The organism is Herminiimonas sp. Marseille-P9896, from assembly GCF_903993245.1.
GTDB lineage: Bacteria > Pseudomonadota > Gammaproteobacteria > Burkholderiales > Burkholderiaceae_D > Oxalicibacterium > Oxalicibacterium contaminans.
Genome location: NZ_CAJEVT010000001.1, coordinates 51,420 through 70,558 on the forward strand (window position 1 = coordinate 51,420; position 19,139 = coordinate 70,558).

At 54.4% G+C, this 19,139-nt stretch carries 18 protein-coding genes; 6 read left to right on the top strand and 12 right to left on the bottom strand.

All coding sequences use genetic code 11. The features are described from left to right. From opgC to H7U06_RS00265, 4 genes are all read right to left on the bottom strand, one after another. Complete coding sequence (gene opgC, locus H7U06_RS00250; RefSeq protein ID WP_175624241.1) at positions 1 to 1,131, bottom strand: OpgC domain-containing protein; 1,131 nt, start codon at positions 1,129 to 1,131, stop codon at positions 1 to 3. Between the two features lie 103 nt (positions 1,132 to 1,234). Further along, on the bottom strand, positions 1,235 to 2,404 hold the full coding sequence (locus H7U06_RS00255) for a putative sulfate/molybdate transporter (protein ID WP_175624242.1): 1,170 nt from the start codon (positions 2,402 to 2,404) through the stop codon (positions 1,235 to 1,237). 18 nt (positions 2,405 to 2,422) lie between these two features. Next, positions 2,423 to 3,451, bottom strand: a complete 1,029-nt coding sequence (locus H7U06_RS00260) for a DUF6352 family protein (RefSeq protein WP_175624243.1) — start codon at positions 3,449 to 3,451, stop codon at positions 2,423 to 2,425. Positions 3,452 to 3,506: 55 nt separating this feature from the next. Continuing rightward, positions 3,507 to 4,088 carry an SAM-dependent methyltransferase gene (locus H7U06_RS00265; protein WP_175624244.1) on the bottom strand — a complete coding sequence of 194 codons (582 nt, stop codon included), beginning with the start codon at positions 4,086 to 4,088 and terminating at the stop codon, positions 3,507 to 3,509. Between the two features lie 191 nt (positions 4,089 to 4,279). Between H7U06_RS00265 and H7U06_RS00270 the strand changes: the two genes are divergently transcribed. Continuing rightward, complete coding sequence (locus H7U06_RS00270) at positions 4,280 to 5,620, top strand: MFS transporter (protein WP_175624245.1); 1,341 nt, start codon at positions 4,280 to 4,282, stop codon at positions 5,618 to 5,620. Between the two features lie 3 nt (positions 5,621 to 5,623). Here H7U06_RS00270 and metW read toward each other — a convergent pair whose 3' ends face one another. Next, positions 5,624 to 6,229 (bottom strand): methionine biosynthesis protein MetW, encoded by a 606-nt coding sequence (gene metW, locus H7U06_RS00275; RefSeq protein ID WP_175624246.1) that lies wholly within the window; start codon positions 6,227 to 6,229, stop codon positions 5,624 to 5,626. Next, positions 6,226 to 7,383: a homoserine O-acetyltransferase gene (locus H7U06_RS00280; protein WP_175624247.1), complete on the bottom strand. Its 1,158-nt coding sequence runs from the start codon at positions 7,381 to 7,383 to the stop codon at positions 6,226 to 6,228. The genes metW and H7U06_RS00280 overlap by 4 nt, the downstream gene beginning before the upstream one ends. 470 nt (positions 7,384 to 7,853) lie before the next feature. On the opposite strand from H7U06_RS00280, the gene H7U06_RS00285 reads away from it, so the two are divergent. The 5 genes from H7U06_RS00285 to H7U06_RS00305 all read left to right on the top strand — a co-directional run bounded on the left by H7U06_RS00285 (position 7,854) and on the right by H7U06_RS00305 (position 12,468). Beyond that, a complete protein-coding gene (locus tag H7U06_RS00285; protein WP_175624248.1) occupies positions 7,854 to 8,693 on the top strand; it encodes a glycosyltransferase family 2 protein in 840 nt (279 codons plus the stop codon). Positions 8,694 to 8,705: 12 nt separating this feature from the next. Further along, on the top strand, positions 8,706 to 10,001 hold the full coding sequence (locus tag H7U06_RS00290; RefSeq protein WP_175624249.1) for an O-antigen ligase: 1,296 nt from the start codon (positions 8,706 to 8,708) through the stop codon (positions 9,999 to 10,001). Further along, positions 10,001 to 10,972 (top strand): glycosyltransferase, encoded by a 972-nt coding sequence (locus tag H7U06_RS00295; protein ID WP_175624250.1) that lies wholly within the window; start codon positions 10,001 to 10,003, stop codon positions 10,970 to 10,972. Before H7U06_RS00290 ends, H7U06_RS00295 begins: the two co-directional genes overlap by 1 nt. A gap of 324 nt (positions 10,973 to 11,296) precedes the next feature. After that, entirely contained in the window at positions 11,297 to 11,887 is a 591-nt protein-coding gene (locus H7U06_RS00300) for a chromate transporter (protein WP_175624251.1), read from the top strand. A gap of 20 nt (positions 11,888 to 11,907) precedes the next feature. Continuing rightward, positions 11,908 to 12,468, top strand: a complete 561-nt coding sequence (locus H7U06_RS00305; RefSeq protein ID WP_175625168.1) for a chromate transporter — start codon at positions 11,908 to 11,910, stop codon at positions 12,466 to 12,468. Positions 12,469 to 12,504: 36 nt separating this feature from the next. Here the strand turns inward: H7U06_RS00305 and ptsP are convergent, their stop codons facing one another. From ptsP to H7U06_RS00335, 6 genes are all read right to left on the bottom strand, one after another. Further along, the gene (gene ptsP, locus H7U06_RS00310; protein WP_175624252.1) at positions 12,505 to 14,253 is read right to left on the bottom strand and encodes a phosphoenolpyruvate--protein phosphotransferase; all 1,749 of its coding nucleotides are present in this window, start codon (positions 14,251 to 14,253) and stop codon (positions 12,505 to 12,507) included. Between the two features lie 81 nt (positions 14,254 to 14,334). Continuing rightward, entirely contained in the window at positions 14,335 to 14,604 is a 270-nt protein-coding gene (locus tag H7U06_RS00315; protein WP_175624253.1) for an HPr family phosphocarrier protein, read from the bottom strand. A 24-nt stretch (positions 14,605 to 14,628) separates the two neighbouring features. Next, positions 14,629 to 15,036: a PTS sugar transporter subunit IIA gene (locus H7U06_RS00320; RefSeq protein ID WP_175624254.1), complete on the bottom strand. Its 408-nt coding sequence runs from the start codon at positions 15,034 to 15,036 to the stop codon at positions 14,629 to 14,631. A 63-nt stretch (positions 15,037 to 15,099) separates the two neighbouring features. Beyond that, positions 15,100 to 16,056 carry a glutathione synthase gene (gshB, locus tag H7U06_RS00325; protein WP_175624255.1) on the bottom strand — a complete coding sequence of 319 codons (957 nt, stop codon included), beginning with the start codon at positions 16,054 to 16,056 and terminating at the stop codon, positions 15,100 to 15,102. Positions 16,057 to 16,199: 143 nt separating this feature from the next. Then, positions 16,200 to 17,498 carry a glutamate--cysteine ligase gene (gene gshA, locus H7U06_RS00330; RefSeq protein ID WP_175624256.1) on the bottom strand — a complete coding sequence of 433 codons (1,299 nt, stop codon included), beginning with the start codon at positions 17,496 to 17,498 and terminating at the stop codon, positions 16,200 to 16,202. Positions 17,499 to 17,725: 227 nt separating this feature from the next. Continuing rightward, positions 17,726 to 19,129, bottom strand: a complete 1,404-nt coding sequence (locus tag H7U06_RS00335) for an ammonium transporter (protein ID WP_175624257.1) — start codon at positions 19,127 to 19,129, stop codon at positions 17,726 to 17,728. Between the last annotated feature and the right edge of the window lie 10 nt (positions 19,130 to 19,139).

Here is a 19,139-nt window from a genome sequence, read left to right on the forward strand (position 1 = left end):
TCAACGTCTGGATACTCGCTGTCGGCTCCTGAAGCGCGAAGAAGCGGCAGCCGACAGATACAGCAAGACCAGTCCGCCACTCAGCAAGATCTCATCCATCCAGTCGAAACGTTCATCGAATGCATCGCCGATGATGGCGAGTGTGAGCAGCACCAAAATCAGATGCGCACAGAACACCGGCAATGACGCAGCGCCCATCGTTTCCAGAAATTTAAAGCGGGGAAGGTCTACACGTTTGGCACTGCCTATGTGCATGACGATTACCAGCAGTGCCATAAAATTAAGCAGACGCAATGGCCCGAGGTGCCATTTATCCAGCCACAGATTCAGTGTTTCATTGCCGGGGAACGGTATCTGCCCGACCGCATGACGCCAGACGAAAAACATGAGCGCCAGCGCGACAGCAGTCCAAACCAGACGTGGTGCAAATGCCTTACGTCGTTGCAAAACACCGTCCGCATCGAGCGAACCCAGCCATAAACCAAATACCCACAACAATTGCCAGGCAAAGGTTTCGAAAGATCCGGTCTCACGGAATGGAACCGGCAAACCGGTGACTGCAACCAGCATGCTGTACAGAAACGAAGACAGGCCGAACTGCGCAGCCAGCCACAAGGCTATGCTCACGATAAAGATGCCACGCCAGCCATGTCGCATGCCATGCGCGAGTATCCACGGACTGATCAGCAGCAACATCACATACAGCGGCAGGATGTCCAGCAAGGGCGGGTTGTAAATCAATAACATGCCACCCAGCAAACCCGTCAGCGGATTTTCCAGATAGTAGCCAATCAGGTTTTTCAGGCCGGGCTGATCGAACTTCAATCCTAATGCCGCAATCAAGGTGAACAGCAGGAGCAGGCAAGTGACGTGACAAGCGTAAACCGTCAGCGTGCGTCTGAAGAAAGCCCGGCGCATGGCATCCACACCATCATGTAAGGCCTTGCTGGTGTATATCATGCCCGCCATGAAAGCAGACAGCATGACAAAGCCTTCCGCCGCTGACACATAGCCTAGTGTCTGTCCGAAGCCGATACTGAAACGGGTAGGCAGGTGGGTGGAAAACATCATGACCAACATCAAGCCGCGCAAGGCATCGAGCTGCCAGCGGCGCTGTATTACAGTATTCATGGATAAGCAGCGGGCATATGCTGGCAAGTAACAGCAATACCCTGTTCGTTCAGGCAAGAACGACGGTAGACCTATGTATGCAACAAAGGTTCGTGCGGATTGTTTACATCCGCATACGACCGCGTTGCTGCAGGTGATGCAGGACCACGCCGACCACGAAGCCAGCACCGACATTCCACATGCACAAGGCGGCGGTCAGCAGCACCACGACGCGGGCGCCACGATCCACCGGAAAGACGCTGCTACCCAGCGCCAATTGCGCACCGGTAAGAAACAGAATGACACCCAGCACCGCTGTGGGAAACAGCTTGAACAGCACTTCCACTGAATCGCTGAAGAAAAATGCCAGCACCAGCAACACTGTACCCAGGATGACTACCGCGCCACCGGTTCGCGCACCGAATGCAATATGTCCGGCCATACCACCTGCACCATGGCACATGGGCACACCACCGACCGATGCACTGAACAAATTCATGAAACCGGTTGAGATCGATACGCTGCGCTCGGTTACGGGTCGATGCGGAAACAAGCGGTTATTTTCTTCCTTAATGGCGATCACGGCATTGCCCAGGGTCAAGGGAATTTGCGGCAATGCGAGCAAAACCGCACCCACAAAGAATTGATTCCATGACAGATCAGTCAGAGCGAATGTTGGCAGATGAAAACCTATATTGCTTAGTGCCAGTGCGGTCAGCAATTCCGGATTTTGTACTACGCCGACTGCGGCACCAAAGGCCAGCAAGACAAACATGGCGGGGATCTTCTTATTCCCCATCAACAGCAAGGTGCCGCTACCACCTATTACCGCAATCAGCCAATCGGTCTGCATCATCGTCACGCCTTGCAACATGAAGCCAAAGCCCAGGCCGAACACGATACCGATGATGACCGGTGGCGGCACTAATCGCGCCACGCGCGAGACCAGGCCCGTCACGCCGAGCAATAGCCAGATGACACCTGTCACCAGCGTTGCACTATATACTGCGGCCGGAGTCACCACGGCAGTCTGCACCGCCTGCAAAGCCGCGACTGCGCCTATGGCTTTCATAGGCTGCACCGGGAATGGCGTTTTGTAATACAGCCCGCACACCAGCATGCAAACGCCGAATGCAAACAACACGCCAAACGGATTCATTTTCAGCACGCCAATATAAGCAGCGATGAACGGAATCAGCGTACCCAGATCACCAAAAGCACCAGCCCACTCCATGCGGTCATAGCGATTATGCGGTGCGCTGTCGGTCAGCGGCGTATTACTGGATGCGCTCATATAGCCGGTCGATGAAAATCAGGAGATTGATGCCAGCGGCAGGTTCAACAATAGATTTTGCGGCTTGATGCGCAACAACTCTTCTGCATTCATCGCACAAGCCATATACACAGGACGACCAGCGACATCAGCACGAACCACGGCCGGATCAACGAAGTCGAGCTGGAACAGCGACAGGATGCGGCGATTGCGCTCCTCTTCCAATTCCACCCCTGCATACAAATCATTCAGGATAGCGCTGGCTTCTGCATCCAGGCCTATATGCCAGGCCCAGTGCTTGGCTTCGATCGCACGCAAAGGTCGCACGACGACGGAAACGCCATAGAAGTGCTGTATCCATTTCTCCACCACGCGACAGAATGCGGTTAAAGCGGCACGACCATAGGCAAAGCTGATGACCGTATCGTGTCGCTCATTGCGCGCCCAATAGGTATCGGCGTTTTCCTGATCCAGCACATCCAGTTCGACACGGCGTGGTTTGGTATTGGCCTCTATCAGCAAGCGACCGATATCACCGTAATTGCCGCCTGTCGCGTGCAACTCGACGGTGTCGGCATCGGCCAGCATCACGGCACCATTTTCTATCGCCACTTTTTGTTTGCGGAAAAACAGTTCGGCAGCGCGGACTTGCAAGGCTTCTTCGCTGCCATCCAGCATGCCCTGCACGATCAACTGCGTCAGTTGATCAATGAAAACCGGCGGCACATTGATACTGCCTGCACGGAACAGATCGAGATACGCCGCTTCCAGCGTCGGTGCTGCCAGCAAGCGATCACGCCATGCCAGCAGGATGCGATAGTTATCCTGCGCATCAGCATCCTGCAAGGCGCTGATCTCTGCGTCCGTGACAACACGACGCGGCTCGGCCAGCAAAGCGGCATGCAATGCACGTTCTTGCGCACAAGATTCATCTATCGGCGCCACTTCCGGCCGGTGCCACCAGGCACGCAACAGCTCATCGCTTAAGAGCAAGCGACCGTCGACATCACGCCGAGTCAGTTGGTAGCCGGAATGCGGCCAGAAGTTCTGCCGGAACGGGGCCGCCATTATTTACATACCCTCAGATCGTCTGTCGTCAGCTCACAGTGCACACGGCTCTCCATCACAACAAATCATCCGGCGGCTCATCACCGGCCAATACACCATAGTTGAACGGCAAACCTTCACCCTTGCGGATCAACTCATCGGCCGTTTCATACACATTGGGGCAACCCGTTTCCGCAATCAGCGCCTGCACAATGGCGACTTTCCAGGCGTCGACACCTGCTGACTGGAATTCGCAAATCAGGTAACCCTTCTGATCGCCATACCAGTCCACCAGCAAACCCGACAATTCATCTTCATCGCCAATTACCAATGGCAAACGCTTGGCCGCACCGACCCGCTTGCCCTTGGCTGCGGCGACACGTTTTTGGATCGCAGCTTTGACGCGACGTTTGATCAGCGCATGATCGACCGGTTGCGCCTCATCGAAAGTCCAGACGCGTGCCTGGATCTGGGATTTCGGCGCATGCGCGGCGCGTGCCAGGAATTTACCGGACGACGAGCGCACCAGCGCGGTTGCACCCTGCTTCATGCGCTCCGCCGGCTTGCCATCAACGCGCTCGACTGCAGATGCATAAATCCATGGCTGGCGTGCGAGCAGGCTTTTTTCTTTGCCTTGTTTAATGGTGATGATCAGCATAGGAATAATTGCATCGGTATAGGGAAGGCTCCCATGATAAACCGTCGTTAGCCGTTACAGCGGAAAAACACCGTCATCCCCGCATTCTGGCGACAGGTATCGCTGCATCGCTTGCTGCCCGGGCACTCTTGTGTCAGCATCTCAGCCTGTTGGCGCAGTGGCGCCACTCCCTTCAATCAAGGTAAGAAAAGATGATTTTTCGCAACAGCGATGTAGCCCGGCGTTCATGGTCAGACACGTTCAAGGTCTATCTCGAAACCGCCACCTTGCGCATGCTGTTGCTGGGATTTTCTGCCGGTTTGCCCCTTATGCTGGTACTCGGCACACTCAGCTTCTGGCTGCGCGAGGCTGGCATCGATCGCAGCACCATCGGTTACCTGAGCTGGGTCGGCCTGGCCTATGCGTTCAAATGGGTATGGGCACCTCTGGTCGACCGCGTACCGATCCCGCTGCTGACCCGCTGGATGGGACGTCGCCGTAGCTGGCTGCTGCTGTCGCAACTGGCGATCATGGCCGGACTGGTCGGCATGGCACTGAATGACCCACATGTCGCGCTGAAACCGGTGGTCTGGTGCGCGCTCATGGTGGCCTTCGGCTCTGCCACGCAAGATATTTCCCTCGACGCGTTCCGTATTGAATCGGCGGATACCGACCGCCAGGCAGCGCTGGCTGCCAGCTACCAGACCGGCTATCGCCTCGCGATGATCTGGGCCGGTGCCGGTGTCCTGTGGATCGCAGCACGCGCAGAAGTAGTCGGCAACGGCAGTTACCAGCCGGGCGCCTGGCGCGTAGCCTACTTCGCGATGGCAGTTTCCATGCTAGTTGGTGTCATCACTGTATTGTTCTCCGCTGAACCGGCGCGACGCATCCTGCCACCAGCCAAGAATGTTGCAGCATGGCTGGATGATGTATTGATAGGGCCGTTCCGCGAATTCATCGTGCGCTACCGCTGGCAGGCACTACTGATCCTGGCTCTGATCGCCACTTACCGCATCAGCGATGTGGTGATGGGCATTATGGCGAATCCGTTTTATGTGGATATGGGATACAGCAAGGATGAGGTTGCGGCCGTCACCAAGATCTTTGGCATCATCATGACGCTGGTGGGCGCTTTCATAGGCGGGGCATTGTCGATGCGCTTTGGCATGATGCGCATACTGGCGTTAGGTGCGATCCTGAGCTCTGCCAGCAATCTGTTGTTTGTCTGGCTCTCCGGCCACGGCCATGATGTGCAGGCGCTGGTGCTGGTGATTTCAGCTGACAACCTGGCCAGCGGCATCGCCAGTGCGGCCTTCATTGCCTATCTGTCCAGCCTGACCAATATCAGTTACTCGGCCACGCAATATGCATTGTTCAGTTCGATGATGTTGCTACTGCCGAAATTCATTGCCGGTTATTCCGGTGCATATGTCGATAGCTTTGGCTATGCCAGCTTCTTCACTGGTACCGCCTTGCTTGGCTTGCCGGTCATCGTCCTGCTGTGGTTTGCGGCGCGCACAGCACCAAAAACCACAACATCGCAGGACAGTTAAGCCTTATTGTTTTTTCCGCAGGCGGAAGACGGCAAGGCTGCCGCGCCAGTTACGCATAAAGCTGACTGGTTCGCCTTCACTCAAGGCGACACATTCAACGACCTCCAGCCCGACTTCATTCGCCAGTTCTTCAAAGTCATTGATGGTCGCGCAACGCAGGTTGGGCGTGTCATACCATTCGTAAGGCAGGCTTTTCGATACCGGCATGCGCCCGCGCAGCAAGGCAATCCGATGCGGCCAGTAGGCAAAGTTAGGGAAAGATACGATAGCCTCACGACCGACACGCGAGATGTCACGCAGCACGCCTTCGACGTCCTTCATCATCTGCAAGGCAGACAGGCACAAGACCGTATCGAATGCATTATCGGCAAAAATCGCCAGACCTGCTTCCAGATCGCGCTGGATCACGGAGACACCTCGGTCGATACAAAGTGGAATTTCCTTGTCGTCGATCTCTATGCCATAGCCGCTGCATTGCTTGTCTGATTGCAGGTAGTCCAGCATAACGCCATCGCCGCAACCCAGATCCAGCACCTTGGTGCCAGGATTGATCCAGTGTGCGATAAACGCGAGGTCGGGACGCAGGGCGCTTAATTGTTGGAAGTTCATGCGCTTGCTCCTGCTTTCAGACTGCCGCCATCAATTTCTTCATACGCCCGTGCAAAGTAAGAACGCACGACATTCATATAACGCTGATCGTCGAGCAGGAAAGCGTCATGCCCGTGCGGCGCATCGATCTCGGCATAGGTGACAGTGCGATTATTGTTAACCAGAGCCTGCACCATTTCATGGCTACGCTCAGGCGAGAAACGCCAGTCTGTCGTGAACGACACCAGCAGGAACTTCGCACGTGTGCGTTCCAGGGTCTTGGTCAGGTCGCCACCGAAATCCTTGGCCGGATCAAAGTAATCCAGCGCTTTGGTAATCAGCAAGTACGTATTCGCATCGAAGTAAGTCGAGAACTTGTCGCCCTGATAGCGCAGGTAAGACTCAATCTCGAAGTCAATACCGAAACCGAACTGATACGAACCGGAGCGCAAGTCACGGCCAAACTTGGCCGCCATATCGTCATCCGACAAATAAGTGATGTGACCCAGCATGCGTGCTACGCGCAAGCCATTTTTAGGCACCACCCCGTGCGCATAGAAATCACCGCCATGATAATCAGGGTCAGTCAGGATCGCTTGCCGCGCTACATCATCGAAAGCGATGTTTTGTGCGGTCAGTTTCGGCGTGGAGGCGATCACCACACAATGACGCAAACGTTCCGGGAACAGAATGCTCCAGGCCAGCGCCTGCATGCCGCCCAGCGAACCGCCCATCACAGCTGCAAATTGCTTGATACCCAATTCATCGGCCAGGCGCGCCTGCGACTGTACCCAGTCCTCCACTGTCACGACCGGGAAATGCGCACCGTACTGTTTGCCGGTCGCCGGATTGATATGCATAGGGCCGGTAGAGCCAAAGCAGGAGCCGAGGTTGTTGACGCCTATGACAAAGTATTTATTCGTATCCAGCGGCTTGCCCGGTCCGACCATATTGCCCCCCCAGCCGGTAGTACCCGCGTCTTCGCTATAGGTACCCGCCACGTGGTGCGAAGCATTCAGCGCGTGGCAAACCAGCACCGCGTTGGAACGGTCGGCATTCAGCGTGCCGTAGGTTTCATACACCAGCGTGTAGTCGGTAATTTCCGCGCCGCTCTGCAAGGGCAGCGGCTTCGCGAAAAACATGGATTGCGGTGCAACGATTCCGATTGAGGTCATGTTATCTATTCAGGAGAAGGGCGCGCAGCTACGGCACTGGTTTCTCTGGCATTAAAAAAAACAAAAGCCCGAAAGCGATCCGCTTATCGGGCTAAATTCGAGACTCAGTTGCGAGCACGCTTTAGCCGTATTTATTATGCGCCCGCAAGCTGATGTCAAATCGGCGCAATGCCATAAGAATAAACAAGTCGCCCCGCTCCGTCAAACGGGGGGCGATTCCCTAAAACGGAAAACAAAACCAACATCCCGCAACATTCACTGCAATAATGGCTGGATCTATACCAAAACTGACACAAATATAATGGCAAGAATGCAACATAGTGTTTCATTCCTGCAGTCCAATAGCCCTATAATCACGGGCACTTCAGGATACTAGGCACTATCTATAGGTCAACCACCTACCTGATAATGTGACGACATTAGTCACCTGCTGGCCAGTAACGAATTTTGGATCGAAATAGGTTAATTGCATGGAAAACAAAACAGCGCTGCATGCTATTCCGGCCGGGAATAGACAAAACAACAAAGCGCATGCGACCCCAACTCTGACGATCGCCATACTTACCAAGAACGAGGCACATCGCATTGCGGCCTGCTTGCAAAGCGCCTCATTTGCGGACCAATGCATCGTAGTTGACAGCGGCAGCACGGATAACACACGTGAAATTGCCCAGGCTGCAGGTGCGGAAGTATTTAACTATCCGGATTGGCAGGGCTTTGCCTTGCAACGTAACCGCCTGATCAAGCACTCGACTTGCGACTACATCTTCTTCCTTGATGCAGATGAAGTCATTACGCCCGAACTACGAATGGAATTACAGGCGGTCGTCCAATCCGGCGTACGCGCAGTATGGAAAATCCAATGGCGCATGGTGGCTTTTGGGCATGAACTGAAATACTTCCGTTCGCAATCCAAGGTAGAACGCATGTTCCGTCGGGACATGTTGCAAGAATACGTAGGCGTAGTACATGAACAAGCCGTGCTCACCGTTGAACCTACGCCCCGCCTGGTGCTAAAAGCACGTCTGCTGCATCACTCACGTGAAACCGTATATGGAAGCCTGGAGAAACTTGCACAGTACTCCATGCTCGGTGCAGCCAAGCGAGCCGAAAAAGGCAAGCGCGGAGGTGTATTGCGTGGCCTGGCTTCCGGCATGTCCATGTTTTTGCGGCTATATATAGGTCAACTGGGCTTCCTCTGCGGTGGCGCAGGTTTCCTTTACTGTTTCTTTGTAGGACTCGAGGGTTTCTTCCGCTACGCAGCACTTGAGTACGATCGCGATACATTGCGTACCGATGTCGTTCGTTGATCAAGACTGCGCATGAGTATTCACACCCACGATTCTCGCAATCCTCATTTCTTTAAAAATGCCAGCTTTTACATATTGGCAGGGCTCATCGCGTTAGGACCATTAAATTCCAAGATACTTGGGGCTGCATGGTTATTCTTTTGGGTCTTTGGATTCTGGATTGCATTTAAAGCACGCAACACGCCATCACATACAAGTTCCATCGCAGCTACGGTAACCTCAACCTGGTTCAAAAGCTGCGTTCTGGCCTTGGCACTAACAGGTATTTGCATACTCCTTTCGCGACAAGGAAGCGATACACTCAATGCTCCAATGCGGATACTTTTAGCCGCCACAGCTGCATTTTTTCTGGCTCGTCGAGGCGCAATATCTTCTTATCTGCGCCGCATCTTATTGCATGCTATCGCTCTGGCTTGCCTGCTGGCTTTTGCATGGACAGTTTTCCTGATGTTTCAAGACCCAAACGTGGTCGTCAGAAACTCTCTGGCAACCAATGCCATTCCATGGGCGGTAGTCATCAGCTTCTACACGGCCTTGTTACTGCCGGCTGCACTCTCCGAACAAGATTCTATGGTTCGGCGTCGGCTGTGGCTTTTTGGTGTCGGCTGCGGCATAGGAGCGATATTGCTATCGCAGTCCCGCGGTGCCTTCCTGATTATTCCATGGTGCTGCCTGGTATACGCTTGGTTCTGGTATCGCAATGGTACGCACCATGCCAGCATCCACCGTGCGTTCTTGATGTTGTTCGGGGCAGTCGCCATTGTGCTGGCCAGTGCCTGGTTCATGCCTGGCGACGTGTTGCGCATGCATCAGGCAGTACATGACATAAGCGAGGCCCGGACAAGCGAAAACTACAATACATCCATGGGCGCGCGACTCTATCTTTGGGGGATGGCAGTAGAAGGTATACGCGAATCACCCTGGATAGGTATAGGCAGCATTGAACGCATGCGACGTATCAAACATGCAGGCGAAGGAGAAAGCGCAGAAGTACAGGCAAAATTGCATGAAGTTCGTTCGCTCGGCCACGTCCATAACCAGTATCTGCATAGTGCGCTGGATGGTGGCGTAATAGGACTCGCATCGTTCCTGGCACTCCTGATAGGCATGGCAGTCGCCATTTTCCACATGCGACGAGCGGCACCCATCGCGGCATGGCAATTGGGGGGGGTGCTTTTCATGCATGCAACGGCCAGCCTGACCAATGTGAATTTTGCGCATAATTACTATGCGACAGCCCTTGCGCTGGCAGTGGTACTGCCACTACTCACTGCCTCCCATAACGCGACCAAGACAAGAAGTTCCTGATGCATATATTAATCATCAATCGCAGCCCCATACCGGTATACGCCTATGGCGGCACAGAACGTGTGATTTGGGATCTGGGGCGCGCACTGGTAAAAGCGGGGCACCGCGTCAGCTATTTGGTTCCATCTGGTTCACATTGTGATTTCGCACCTGTAATACCACTGCGGGAAGACCTTTCCTGGGAACAGCAAATCCCTGATGGAATTGACATCGTGCATTTTCAATTCAATCCGGGCGTCACTATCAATGCGCCACATTTGATGACACAGCACGGCAATTCACAGGAAAACGTCCCGCTGCCACTCAATACCGTTTTTGTATCGCGCAATCATGCACAACGCCACGGCTCCGAAGCGTTTGTCTACAACGGGCTGGACTGGTCAGGCTATGGCAATGTGGACTGGCAACAAAGCCGCGACTATTTCCATTTCCTGGGGAAGGCGGCATGGCGCGTCAAGAATGTACAGGGCGCCATCGATGTAACGGGTGACGCGGGAGTGCCCTTGGCCGTGCTGGGTGGCGATAGGCTGAACCTGAAACGCGGCTTTCGCTATACCTGGTCGCGTCGTGTTTCTTTCCATGGCATGGTGGGCGGCGCAGAAAAATTCCGTTTGCTTAACGGATCACGTGGTTTGGTGTTTCCGGTTTTATGGCACGAGCCATTTGGCCTGGCGGTCATTGAGAGCATGTATTTCGGCGCGCCCGTATTCGCCACGCCATATGGTGCATTACCGGAAATCGTCACGCCGGAATGCGGTGTGCTTGCAGCAAGCCGCACGGCACTGGCAGAAGGGGTCGCCTCCGGCAAGTTTGATCCACAGGCTAGTCACGCCCGAGCACTTGTTTTCAATGCAGATACGATGGCTGCCGATTACCTCGCGGTCTATAAGAAGATATGTGGCGGAGCAAGCCTGCACACTACTCCACCCGTATTGCAAGGCGAAATCAAGCACTTGCCCTGGACGAAATAAGCCGCAAACTAAACCAGCCTGGCTTTAGATTAGAAAAAGTATCGAAGAAAGCGCCAGTGAAATGGCAATAAACATCGTCTTGCCCGGATGTTTTTCTATGAGATAGTTCATACGCTGGGAGGTGAAATTTCGGCAAAGCGCAGTGTAAGGTAGCGCAGACCTTACGCCTATCCCATAAATGTGGGTACTTCTCTCAAAAGTACACAATTCCTGGACCTATACTGCCGACTGCCTGCACGCTTGATTTGCTACAAATCACCCGATCATCCCGAGTTTCATTAACATTTCCTCCTAATCCTCGTCATTTGAATGAAAGAAGTATTCATGGACAGTAAGAGCATCAGGGTCGAGCACATCTCACCGAATTCCGGTCCCAAATCCCTCGCTGATCTCTTTTTCTCCTTCACGCTACTCGCACTACAAGGTTTCGGCGGGGTACTAGCCATCGTCCAACGCGAATTGGTGGAAAAGAAGAAATGGCTGACGCCGGAACAGTTCGTCGAAGACTGGGCGGTCGCGCAAATCATGCCGGGACCGAATGTCGTGAATATGTCCATCATCGTCGGTGGTCGTCACTTTGGCTTGCCCGGTGCGATGGCGGCGCTCAGTGGCATGCTCTTGCTGCCCTTGATGCTAATACTGACGATCGCGATTATCTACGCACCGTTCGCGCATTATCCGCCGGTGGTAGATGCCTTGCGCGCGATGGGTGCCGTTGCTGCCGGCCTGATACTCGCCACTGGCGTCAAACTGGCACGCGCCTTGAAAAGCAATCCGCTCGGACCACGCTTGTGCATCTTGCTCGGCGCACTTTGCTTCAGTGGTGTCGCACTATTACGCCTGCCTTTGGTTTATCCATTGTTTGGCCTGGGTCTGGTCAGCTGTATGTTCGCGTACAGAAAGCTGGCTCCGTGAGCACGACTTTGCATTTATCCATGCAAAGCAGCGATTGGCTGCAACTGTTCCTGCATTACGTCTCCCTGTCTTTGCTCTCACTTGGAGGTGCAATTGCAGCGGCACCGGAGATGCATCGCTTCCTGGTAGATGAACAGCATTGGCTGACCGACGCGCAGTTCAGCACATCGATCACGATCGCGCAGGCGGCTCCCGGCCCGAATGTATTATTCGTCGCGCTGATGGGGTGGAATATAGGTTTGAATGCAGGTGATATGAGCACTGGATTGCTAGGCATGGCGCTCTGCATGGTCGGGATACTGCTGCCCAGTACTACCTTTACTTATCTGGCGACACGCTGGGTGCATCGCAATCGTGAATTGCGCTCCGTGCGCGCATTCAAACTGGGAATGGCACCTGTGGTGGTTGGTCTGGTGTTTGCAACCGGCTGGATACTTGCCAGCGCACATAGCCAGCCATCTGAAGACTGGCCGCTGTGGTTGATTACGGTTGTCACCATGTTGCTGATGCTGAATACGCGCATCCACATCCTGTGGCTGCTGGCAGCGGGTGCCTTGATTGGTGCTCTGGGCTGGATATAAAGAAAACGGGCAGTCGCAACTGCCCGTGTACGTGGATTACAAAGCCCGCAGTTTTTCTACCGCTTCACTGATCGCTTTCGGCTCGAAGAGTCGGGCAATTTTTTTTGTTACTGGCTCGAGCACGGTCAGGTCGCTGTTGAGGATTTCATTCTTCACCGCCAGCAACTGCGATGGATGCATCGAAAATTCACGCAAACCCATACCCAGCAAGAGACGCGTCATACTCGTATCGCCCGCCATTTCGCCGCATACCGAAATCGGCACACCTGCTTTAGCCGCAATGGCAATCGTGCTCGACAACAAATACAAGACAGCAGGATGCAAGGGATTGTACAGATGTGCGACTTCATGATCGACGCGATCTATCGCCAGCGTGTACTGGATCAAGTCATTGGTACCCAGCGACAGGAAATCCATGCGCTTGATGAATAAAGGCAGGGTCAATGCTGCGGCGGGGATTTCGATCATCGCACCGACCGGAAGCTCCGGATCGAATTTGATTTTTTCTTCGCGTAACTGCTTCTTGGCCTGCTCTATCATCAACAGGGTCTGATCGATTTCAAATGCATGTGCCAGCATGGGCACCAGCAGTTTGACCGGACCAAAAGCTGATGCGCGCAAAATCGCTCGCAGCTGAGTCAGGAACATTTGCGGTTCAGACAGACAGAAGCGGATAGCGCGCAAACCCAGCGCCGGATTCAGTGCAGTCTGCTCAGCAAAGTCGAGCGGCTTGTCAGCGCCGATGTCCAGTGTACGTATCGTGACCGGACGCCCTTTCATCGCGATGACAGCACGTTTATAGGATTCGAATTGTTCGTCTTCCGATGGCAGTTGATTCGCGTGGCCGGTGCGGCCCATGAAGAGGAACTCGGAACGGAACAAACCGATACCGTGCGCGCCCGCATCCATCGCGTGTGCGCAGTCATCCGGAAATTCGATGTTCGCCAGCAGGGTGATCGGTGTGCCATCCAGAGTCAGCGATGGCGTTTTTTTCAGCTTACCCAGTTTCTTGCGATCACGTATCTGGCGCGCCTGTTTCTCGCGATACTGATCCAGCACCACCGGCGTCGGATCAACCACAACCACACCGGCATCGCCATCAATGATCAGCCAGTCTCCTTGCACGATCAGCTCGGACGCGTTCGAGACGCCGACTGTCGCCGGGATATCCAGGCTGCGTGCAACGATGGCGGTATGTGAGTTTTGTCCGCCGACGTCAGTGATGAAACCACTAAAGGCACGATTACGAAATTGCAGCATATCGGCTGGCGAGATATCGTGCGCGACGACGATCATGCTGGCACTACCTTCACTGCCATCCGACTTCGGCAAAAGATTGGCGCTGCCGGTCAATACCTTGAGCACGCGCTCGCCGACTTGCTGGATGTCGGCACGACGCTCGCGCAGGTAAGGATCTTCGATTTCTTCAAATTGCGCAGACAGTTCTTCGATCTGCGTGACCAACGCCCATTCAGCGTTGTAATAGCGCGAGCGAATAATCTCCAGTGGCATTTCCGAAATCATCGGATCGGAAAGTATCAATGCATGCACATCGATAAATGCGCCAAGCTCGGCAGGTGCATCCTGCGGCAGCTCATTCCAGATGGCCTGTAACTCTGCGTGGACCGCAGCGATGGCTGATTGCAGGCGCGATACTTCGGCTTCGACCTGGTCGTCGGCAATGAGGTAATGCTGTACGTCGAGCGCTGCCGGCGCAAGCAGATGTGCGCGGCCGATTGCTATGCCGCGCGATACTGGAATGCCGTGTAGCGTGAATGAAGTCATCGGTTCGGTCCGAAGCTAGGGAGCAACAAAATGGAAATAAGGCCACTCTGTGCAAGCAAGGTGCTTGCCAAGTGTATCGGCTTATTCGCCTTCGCCGAATTTATCCTGTATTAGCAGCTCGAGCGCATTAAAACACTCTTGCTCATCCGGACCATTGGTTTCCAGCGTCACCTTGGCACCCTTGCCAGCTGCCAGCATCATCACGCCCATGATGGACTTGGCATTGACGCGGCGTTTGTTGCGCGTCATCCAGACTTCGCTTTTGTATTTCGCTGCCAGTTGTGTGAGTTTGGCTGATGCGCGTGCATGCAAGCCGAGTTTGTTGATAATTTCGATTTCTTGTTCGATCATTTTTCTTATAGATTTGGGTTCAAATTAATTCGGCGAAAGTCGTACGCGGTTGTCTACCCTGACCGCGCCGCCCTGGCCACCCGCCAGCGCCATTTCCACTACTACATCCAGTGTATCTTGCCGATACGTAATTGCGCGCAACAGCATAGGCAAACTGATACCTGCAATGACGGCTACATTGTCGACATTGCACAAACCCAAAGTACAGTTGGACGGCGTACCGCCCATGACATCTGTAATCACCAGCACACCGGAGCCATCATCCAGACCGGCAATGGCTTTTTTTGCCAGGCGCTCAACTTCACCTGTGTCCTGATCAGCGTTGACATCAACTGCGTCAAGGCGCTCCGGACGCGTGCGGAATACATGAGTCGCAGCCGAGATGAAGGCTTGTCCCAGCGGCGCATGCGTCAATAACAAAATACCGACCATCTATTTAATCCGAACCTTTTTCACGCCGGAATTTACCCGGCAAGCGCAAATTCTATCAATTACTCAGGAATTCCAGCTTGCTACGTTCTTTTCCAGTGCATCAATAAACATTCCGGCAACATCAAAGCCGGTTTGCTGCTTGATTTCCTGGAAGCAAGTAGGGCTGGTCACATTTAATTCAGTCATGTAACTACCAATTGCGTCCAATCCTACCAGTAACAAGCCTCTTTTTAGCAAAAGTGGCGCCAAAGCCTCACCGATTTCACGGTCGCGCGCCGAAATTTCACGCGCCACGCCGATGCCACCTACCGCCAGGTTACCGCGTATTTCCGACCCTTGCGGGATGCGCGCCAGGCAGTACGGCACAACTTGTCCGCCGATCAACAGGATGCGCTTGTCGCCATCGGTGATTTCCGGAATGTAACGCTGCACCATGATGGTACGGCTGCCGTTGTCGGACAGGGTTTCGATGATGGAACCCAGGTTCAGCGCATCGTCCTTGACGCGGAAGATCCCCGCACCACCCATGCCGTCCAGCGGCTTGAGGATGATGTCGCGATGCTCTTCATGGAAGGCACGCACCCGCGTCGCATCTGCGGTGACCAGCGTCGGCGCGATGTATTGGGGAAATTGGGCAATCGCCAGTTTTTCATTGAAGCTGCGGATGGCTTCCGGCTTGTTGAAGACGCGCGCGCCTTGTTGCTGCGCCAGCTCCAGCAAATAAGTCGCGTAGATGTATTCCATATTGAATGGCGGATCGGTACGCTCAAGGATGGCATCAAAGCCGGTCAGCTCCTGCGCCACTGGCGCCTCCTGGCGATACCAGTCTTCCTGTCCGCCACCGGTCAGGATTACACGCGAGATGTTGGCGACGACCTTGCCGCCTTCGAACGCCATATCCTTGTGCTGGAAGACAAAGATGCTATGTCCACGCCGGGCCGCTTCGGCCATCATCGCGTAAGTAGAGTCCTTATAGATCTTGAAACCAGCGAGCGGATCCGCGGCAAAGGCTATTTTCATTCAACACATCCTGAAAAGCGCGCTGCCCGATTGCGGCGGGCAAGCATGTTATTGGTAGGCACTGCAAAGGGCTTAATTGTGACACCAAGTCGGATTTTTCACCGAAAGTGAAATCGCCACCGGTGAGGGTGGCGATTCGGGTCTTAATATACTTCCGGATTGGGGTCGGTTTTCTCCATCTCCAGCGATGCTGCCAGCAACGCCAGGCGCGCCACCACGCCGTACATATAGAAGCGGTTAGGCGCGACAGTACCCGGTTTGGCCTGGTAATCCGGCAATGCATGCTGGTGGGCAAATGCCAACGGTACAAAGTGTGCACCCGGCGCATTCAGGTTTTCGTGATTGCCACGCTCGGAATGGACGCGATAGAAACCGCCAACCACATAACGATCTATCATGTACACCACCGGCTCGGCGACCGATTCGTTGATACGTTCGAACGTCGGCACACCTTCCTGCAAAATGACATCTGTCACTTCCAGGCCATCTTTCACCACCGCCATCTTGTTGCGCTGCTTGCGGTTCAGGTCCTTGACCTCGCTCGCATCGTGCACGGTCATGATGCCCATGCCGTAAGTACCGGCATCGGCCTTGATGATCACAAACGGTTTTTCCTTGATACCGTATTCCTTGTACTTTTTGCGCATCTTGGCCAGCAGGGTGTCGACATTCGACGCCAGGCAATCTTCGCCGGTATTGTCATTGAAGTTGATGCCTTCGCATTTCATGAAGAATGGATTCAGCATCCATGGATCGACATCAATCAGCTTGGCGAATTTTTTGACCACTTCGTCATAGGCGGCAAAGTGATTGGTCTTGCGTCGCACCGCCCAGCCTGCGTGCAAAGGCGGCAGCAGGTTTTGCTCGTTCACGTTTTCCAGTATCGCCGGCAAGCCGGATGACAGGTCATTGTTGAGCAGGATGGTGCAAGGATCGAAGTTTTTCAGGCCGACGCGGCGACCATTCTGCGAACGTTCCAGCGGTTCCAGCGTCAGTGTGGTTCCGTCCGGCAGTTCGATCGGCGTCGGTCCGGTCACATCCGGTGACAGCGAGCCGAGGCGCACATTCAAACCGGTCTGACGGAAGATCTGCATCAGACGCGCGACGTTCTGCAGGTAGAAGGTATTGCGGGTATGGCCTTCCGGTACCAGCAGCAAATTCTTGGCATCCGGACAATATTTCTCGATAGCCGCCATCGCCGCCTGCACTGCCAGCGGCAACATTTCCGGCGAAAGATTGTTAAAACCACCAGGAAACAGATTGGTATCGACTGGTGCCAGCTTGAAACCGGCATTGCGCAAATCGACTGAGCAGTAGAACGGCGGGGTATGTTCTTGCCACTCCAGCCTGAACCAGCGCTCAATGGCAGGGGTAGCGGTCAGGATTTTCTTTTCAAGATCGAGCAGCGGACCGTTCAAAGCCGTGACGAGATGCGGAACCATATAAACCTTATGTGCTGAAACTATCGTTAATTGAAGCTGATTCTAACGGGAAATGCCGCTTGCGTCGTCCGCATTGCAGGCGGATTTGCTCAATTTGGAACACGTAGATTAGGGCTGGAAAGCGTTTTTAAAGACCCAAAACGCTCCGGCAAATGAAAAAAGCGCCCCGCGAGGGGGCGCTTTCTTTGGTGCCCCGCTTGCGCAGGGCCATCACGTTACAACTGTTATCAGGAGTGATAAGCCGTTTCACCGTGGCTGGTGATGTCCAGGCCTTCGCGTTCTGCTTCATCCGAAACACGCAGACCGATGACCAGATCAACCAGTTTGTAGATGATGAAGGCAACCACAGCCGTCCACACTACGGTGATCAGCACAGCTTTGAACTGCACCATCACTTGGTGAGCGATCGAGAAGTCTGCTGCACCGGTACCACCCAGCGATGGAGCAGCCAGAACACCCGTCAGGATCGCACCGACAATACCGCCCACACCGTGTACACCGAATACGTCGAACGCATCATCCGCACCCAGCAGGCGTTTCAGACCGCTCACACCCCATACGCAGACTGCACCAACGATCAGGCCGAGGACGATGGAGCCCATAGGACCGACGAAACCGGCTGCAGGTGTGATACCAACCAGGCCAGCAACTGCACCGGAAGCAGCACCCAGCATCGAAGCCTTGCCTTTGAGCATGGACTCTGTGGTGATCCAGGCCAGGGTAGCAGCGCCGGTTGCCAGGATGGTGTTGATGAATGCCAGGCCAGCAATCGGGTTTGCACCCAGCGCGGAACCAGCATTGAAACCGAACCAGCCCACCCACAGCAGCGAAGCACCAACCATGGTCAATGTCAGCGAATGCGGTGGCATCGCTTCTTTGCCGAAACCGATACGTTTGCCGACCATGTACGCACCAACCAGGCCAGCTACACCAGCATTGATGTGAACCACGGTACCGCCAGCGAAGTCGAGTGCGCCGTCAGCGAACAACAGGCCGGTAGGAGCCCACACCATGTGTGCAACCGGGATGTAGCTGAACGTGAACCACAGGATGCTGAAAGCCAGCACTGCAGCAAACTTCATACGCTCGGCGAAAGCACCAACGATCAGTGCGCAAGTGATAGCCGCGAAAGTCGATTGGAAGGCAATAAACACATACTCAGGAATCGAGCCGGACAGGGTGTCTGGTTTGACGCCATTGAGGAAGAGCTTGCCGAAGGTACCGACAAAGGAGCCACCATCCGCGAACACCAGGCTGTAGCCATACAGGCACCACAGTACGGTGATGGTCGAGAAGATCACGAAGACCTGCATCAACACGGACAACATGTTTTTCGAACGACCAAGGCCGCCGTAGAACAATGCGAGGCCAGGGATGGTCATCAGGATAACCAGCATCGTCGATGTCAACATCCAGGCGGTATCACCCGTATTGAGCACCACTTCTGGCGCCGGAGCAGCTGGTGCTGCAGCAGGAGCCGCTTGCGTTTCGGTCACAACCACAACCGCTTCCGCGGCTGGCGCTGCAGCCGGAGCTGCTGCGTCTTCAGCCATTGCAGGAGCCGAGAATCCGACTGCCAGCAACAGAGCACCTGCAGCAAGGGCACTTGTGAACATTTTTTTGATACTCATCTCATTCCCC

Excerpts from the sequence above, each read along its gene's own strand:
- H7U06_RS00320 (WP_175624254.1), bottom strand. The coding sequence starts at position 15,036 with ATGGTCGGTATTTTGTTATTGACGCATGCGCCGCTGGGACAAGCCTTC.
- H7U06_RS00305 (WP_175625168.1), top strand. The coding sequence starts at position 11,908 with ATGCAAAGCAGCGATTGGCTGCAACTGTTCCTGCATTACGTCTCCCTG.
- H7U06_RS00315 (WP_175624253.1), bottom strand. The coding sequence starts at position 14,604 with ATGATCGAACAAGAAATCGAAATTATCAACAAACTCGGCTTGCATGCA.
- opgC (WP_175624241.1), bottom strand. The coding sequence starts at position 1,131 with ATGAATACTGTAATACAGCGCCGCTGGCAGCTCGATGCCTTGCGCGGC.
- H7U06_RS00255 (WP_175624242.1), bottom strand. The coding sequence starts at position 2,404 with ATGAGCGCATCCAGTAATACGCCGCTGACCGACAGCGCACCGCATAAT.
- ptsP (WP_175624252.1), bottom strand. The coding sequence starts at position 14,253 with ATGACTTCATTCACGCTACACGGCATTCCAGTATCGCGCGGCATAGCA.
- H7U06_RS00285 (WP_175624248.1), top strand. The coding sequence starts at position 7,854 with ATGGAAAACAAAACAGCGCTGCATGCTATTCCGGCCGGGAATAGACAA.
- H7U06_RS00265 (WP_175624244.1), bottom strand. The coding sequence starts at position 4,088 with ATGCTGATCATCACCATTAAACAAGGCAAAGAAAAAAGCCTGCTCGCA.
- H7U06_RS00260 (WP_175624243.1), bottom strand. The coding sequence starts at position 3,451 with ATGGCGGCCCCGTTCCGGCAGAACTTCTGGCCGCATTCCGGCTACCAA.
- gshB (WP_175624255.1), bottom strand. The coding sequence starts at position 16,056 with ATGAAAATAGCCTTTGCCGCGGATCCGCTCGCTGGTTTCAAGATCTAT.
- H7U06_RS00335 (WP_175624257.1), bottom strand. The coding sequence starts at position 19,129 with ATGAGTATCAAAAAAATGTTCACAAGTGCCCTTGCTGCAGGTGCTCTG.
- gshA (WP_175624256.1), bottom strand. The coding sequence starts at position 17,498 with ATGGTTCCGCATCTCGTCACGGCTTTGAACGGTCCGCTGCTCGATCTT.
- H7U06_RS00270 (WP_175624245.1), top strand. The coding sequence starts at position 4,280 with ATGATTTTTCGCAACAGCGATGTAGCCCGGCGTTCATGGTCAGACACG.
- H7U06_RS00290 (WP_175624249.1), top strand. The coding sequence starts at position 8,706 with ATGAGTATTCACACCCACGATTCTCGCAATCCTCATTTCTTTAAAAAT.
- H7U06_RS00295 (WP_175624250.1), top strand. The coding sequence starts at position 10,001 with ATGCATATATTAATCATCAATCGCAGCCCCATACCGGTATACGCCTAT.
- H7U06_RS00280 (WP_175624247.1), bottom strand. The coding sequence starts at position 7,383 with ATGACCTCAATCGGAATCGTTGCACCGCAATCCATGTTTTTCGCGAAG.
- metW (WP_175624246.1), bottom strand. The coding sequence starts at position 6,229 with ATGAACTTCCAACAATTAAGCGCCCTGCGTCCCGACCTCGCGTTTATC.
- H7U06_RS00300 (WP_175624251.1), top strand. The coding sequence starts at position 11,297 with ATGGACAGTAAGAGCATCAGGGTCGAGCACATCTCACCGAATTCCGGT.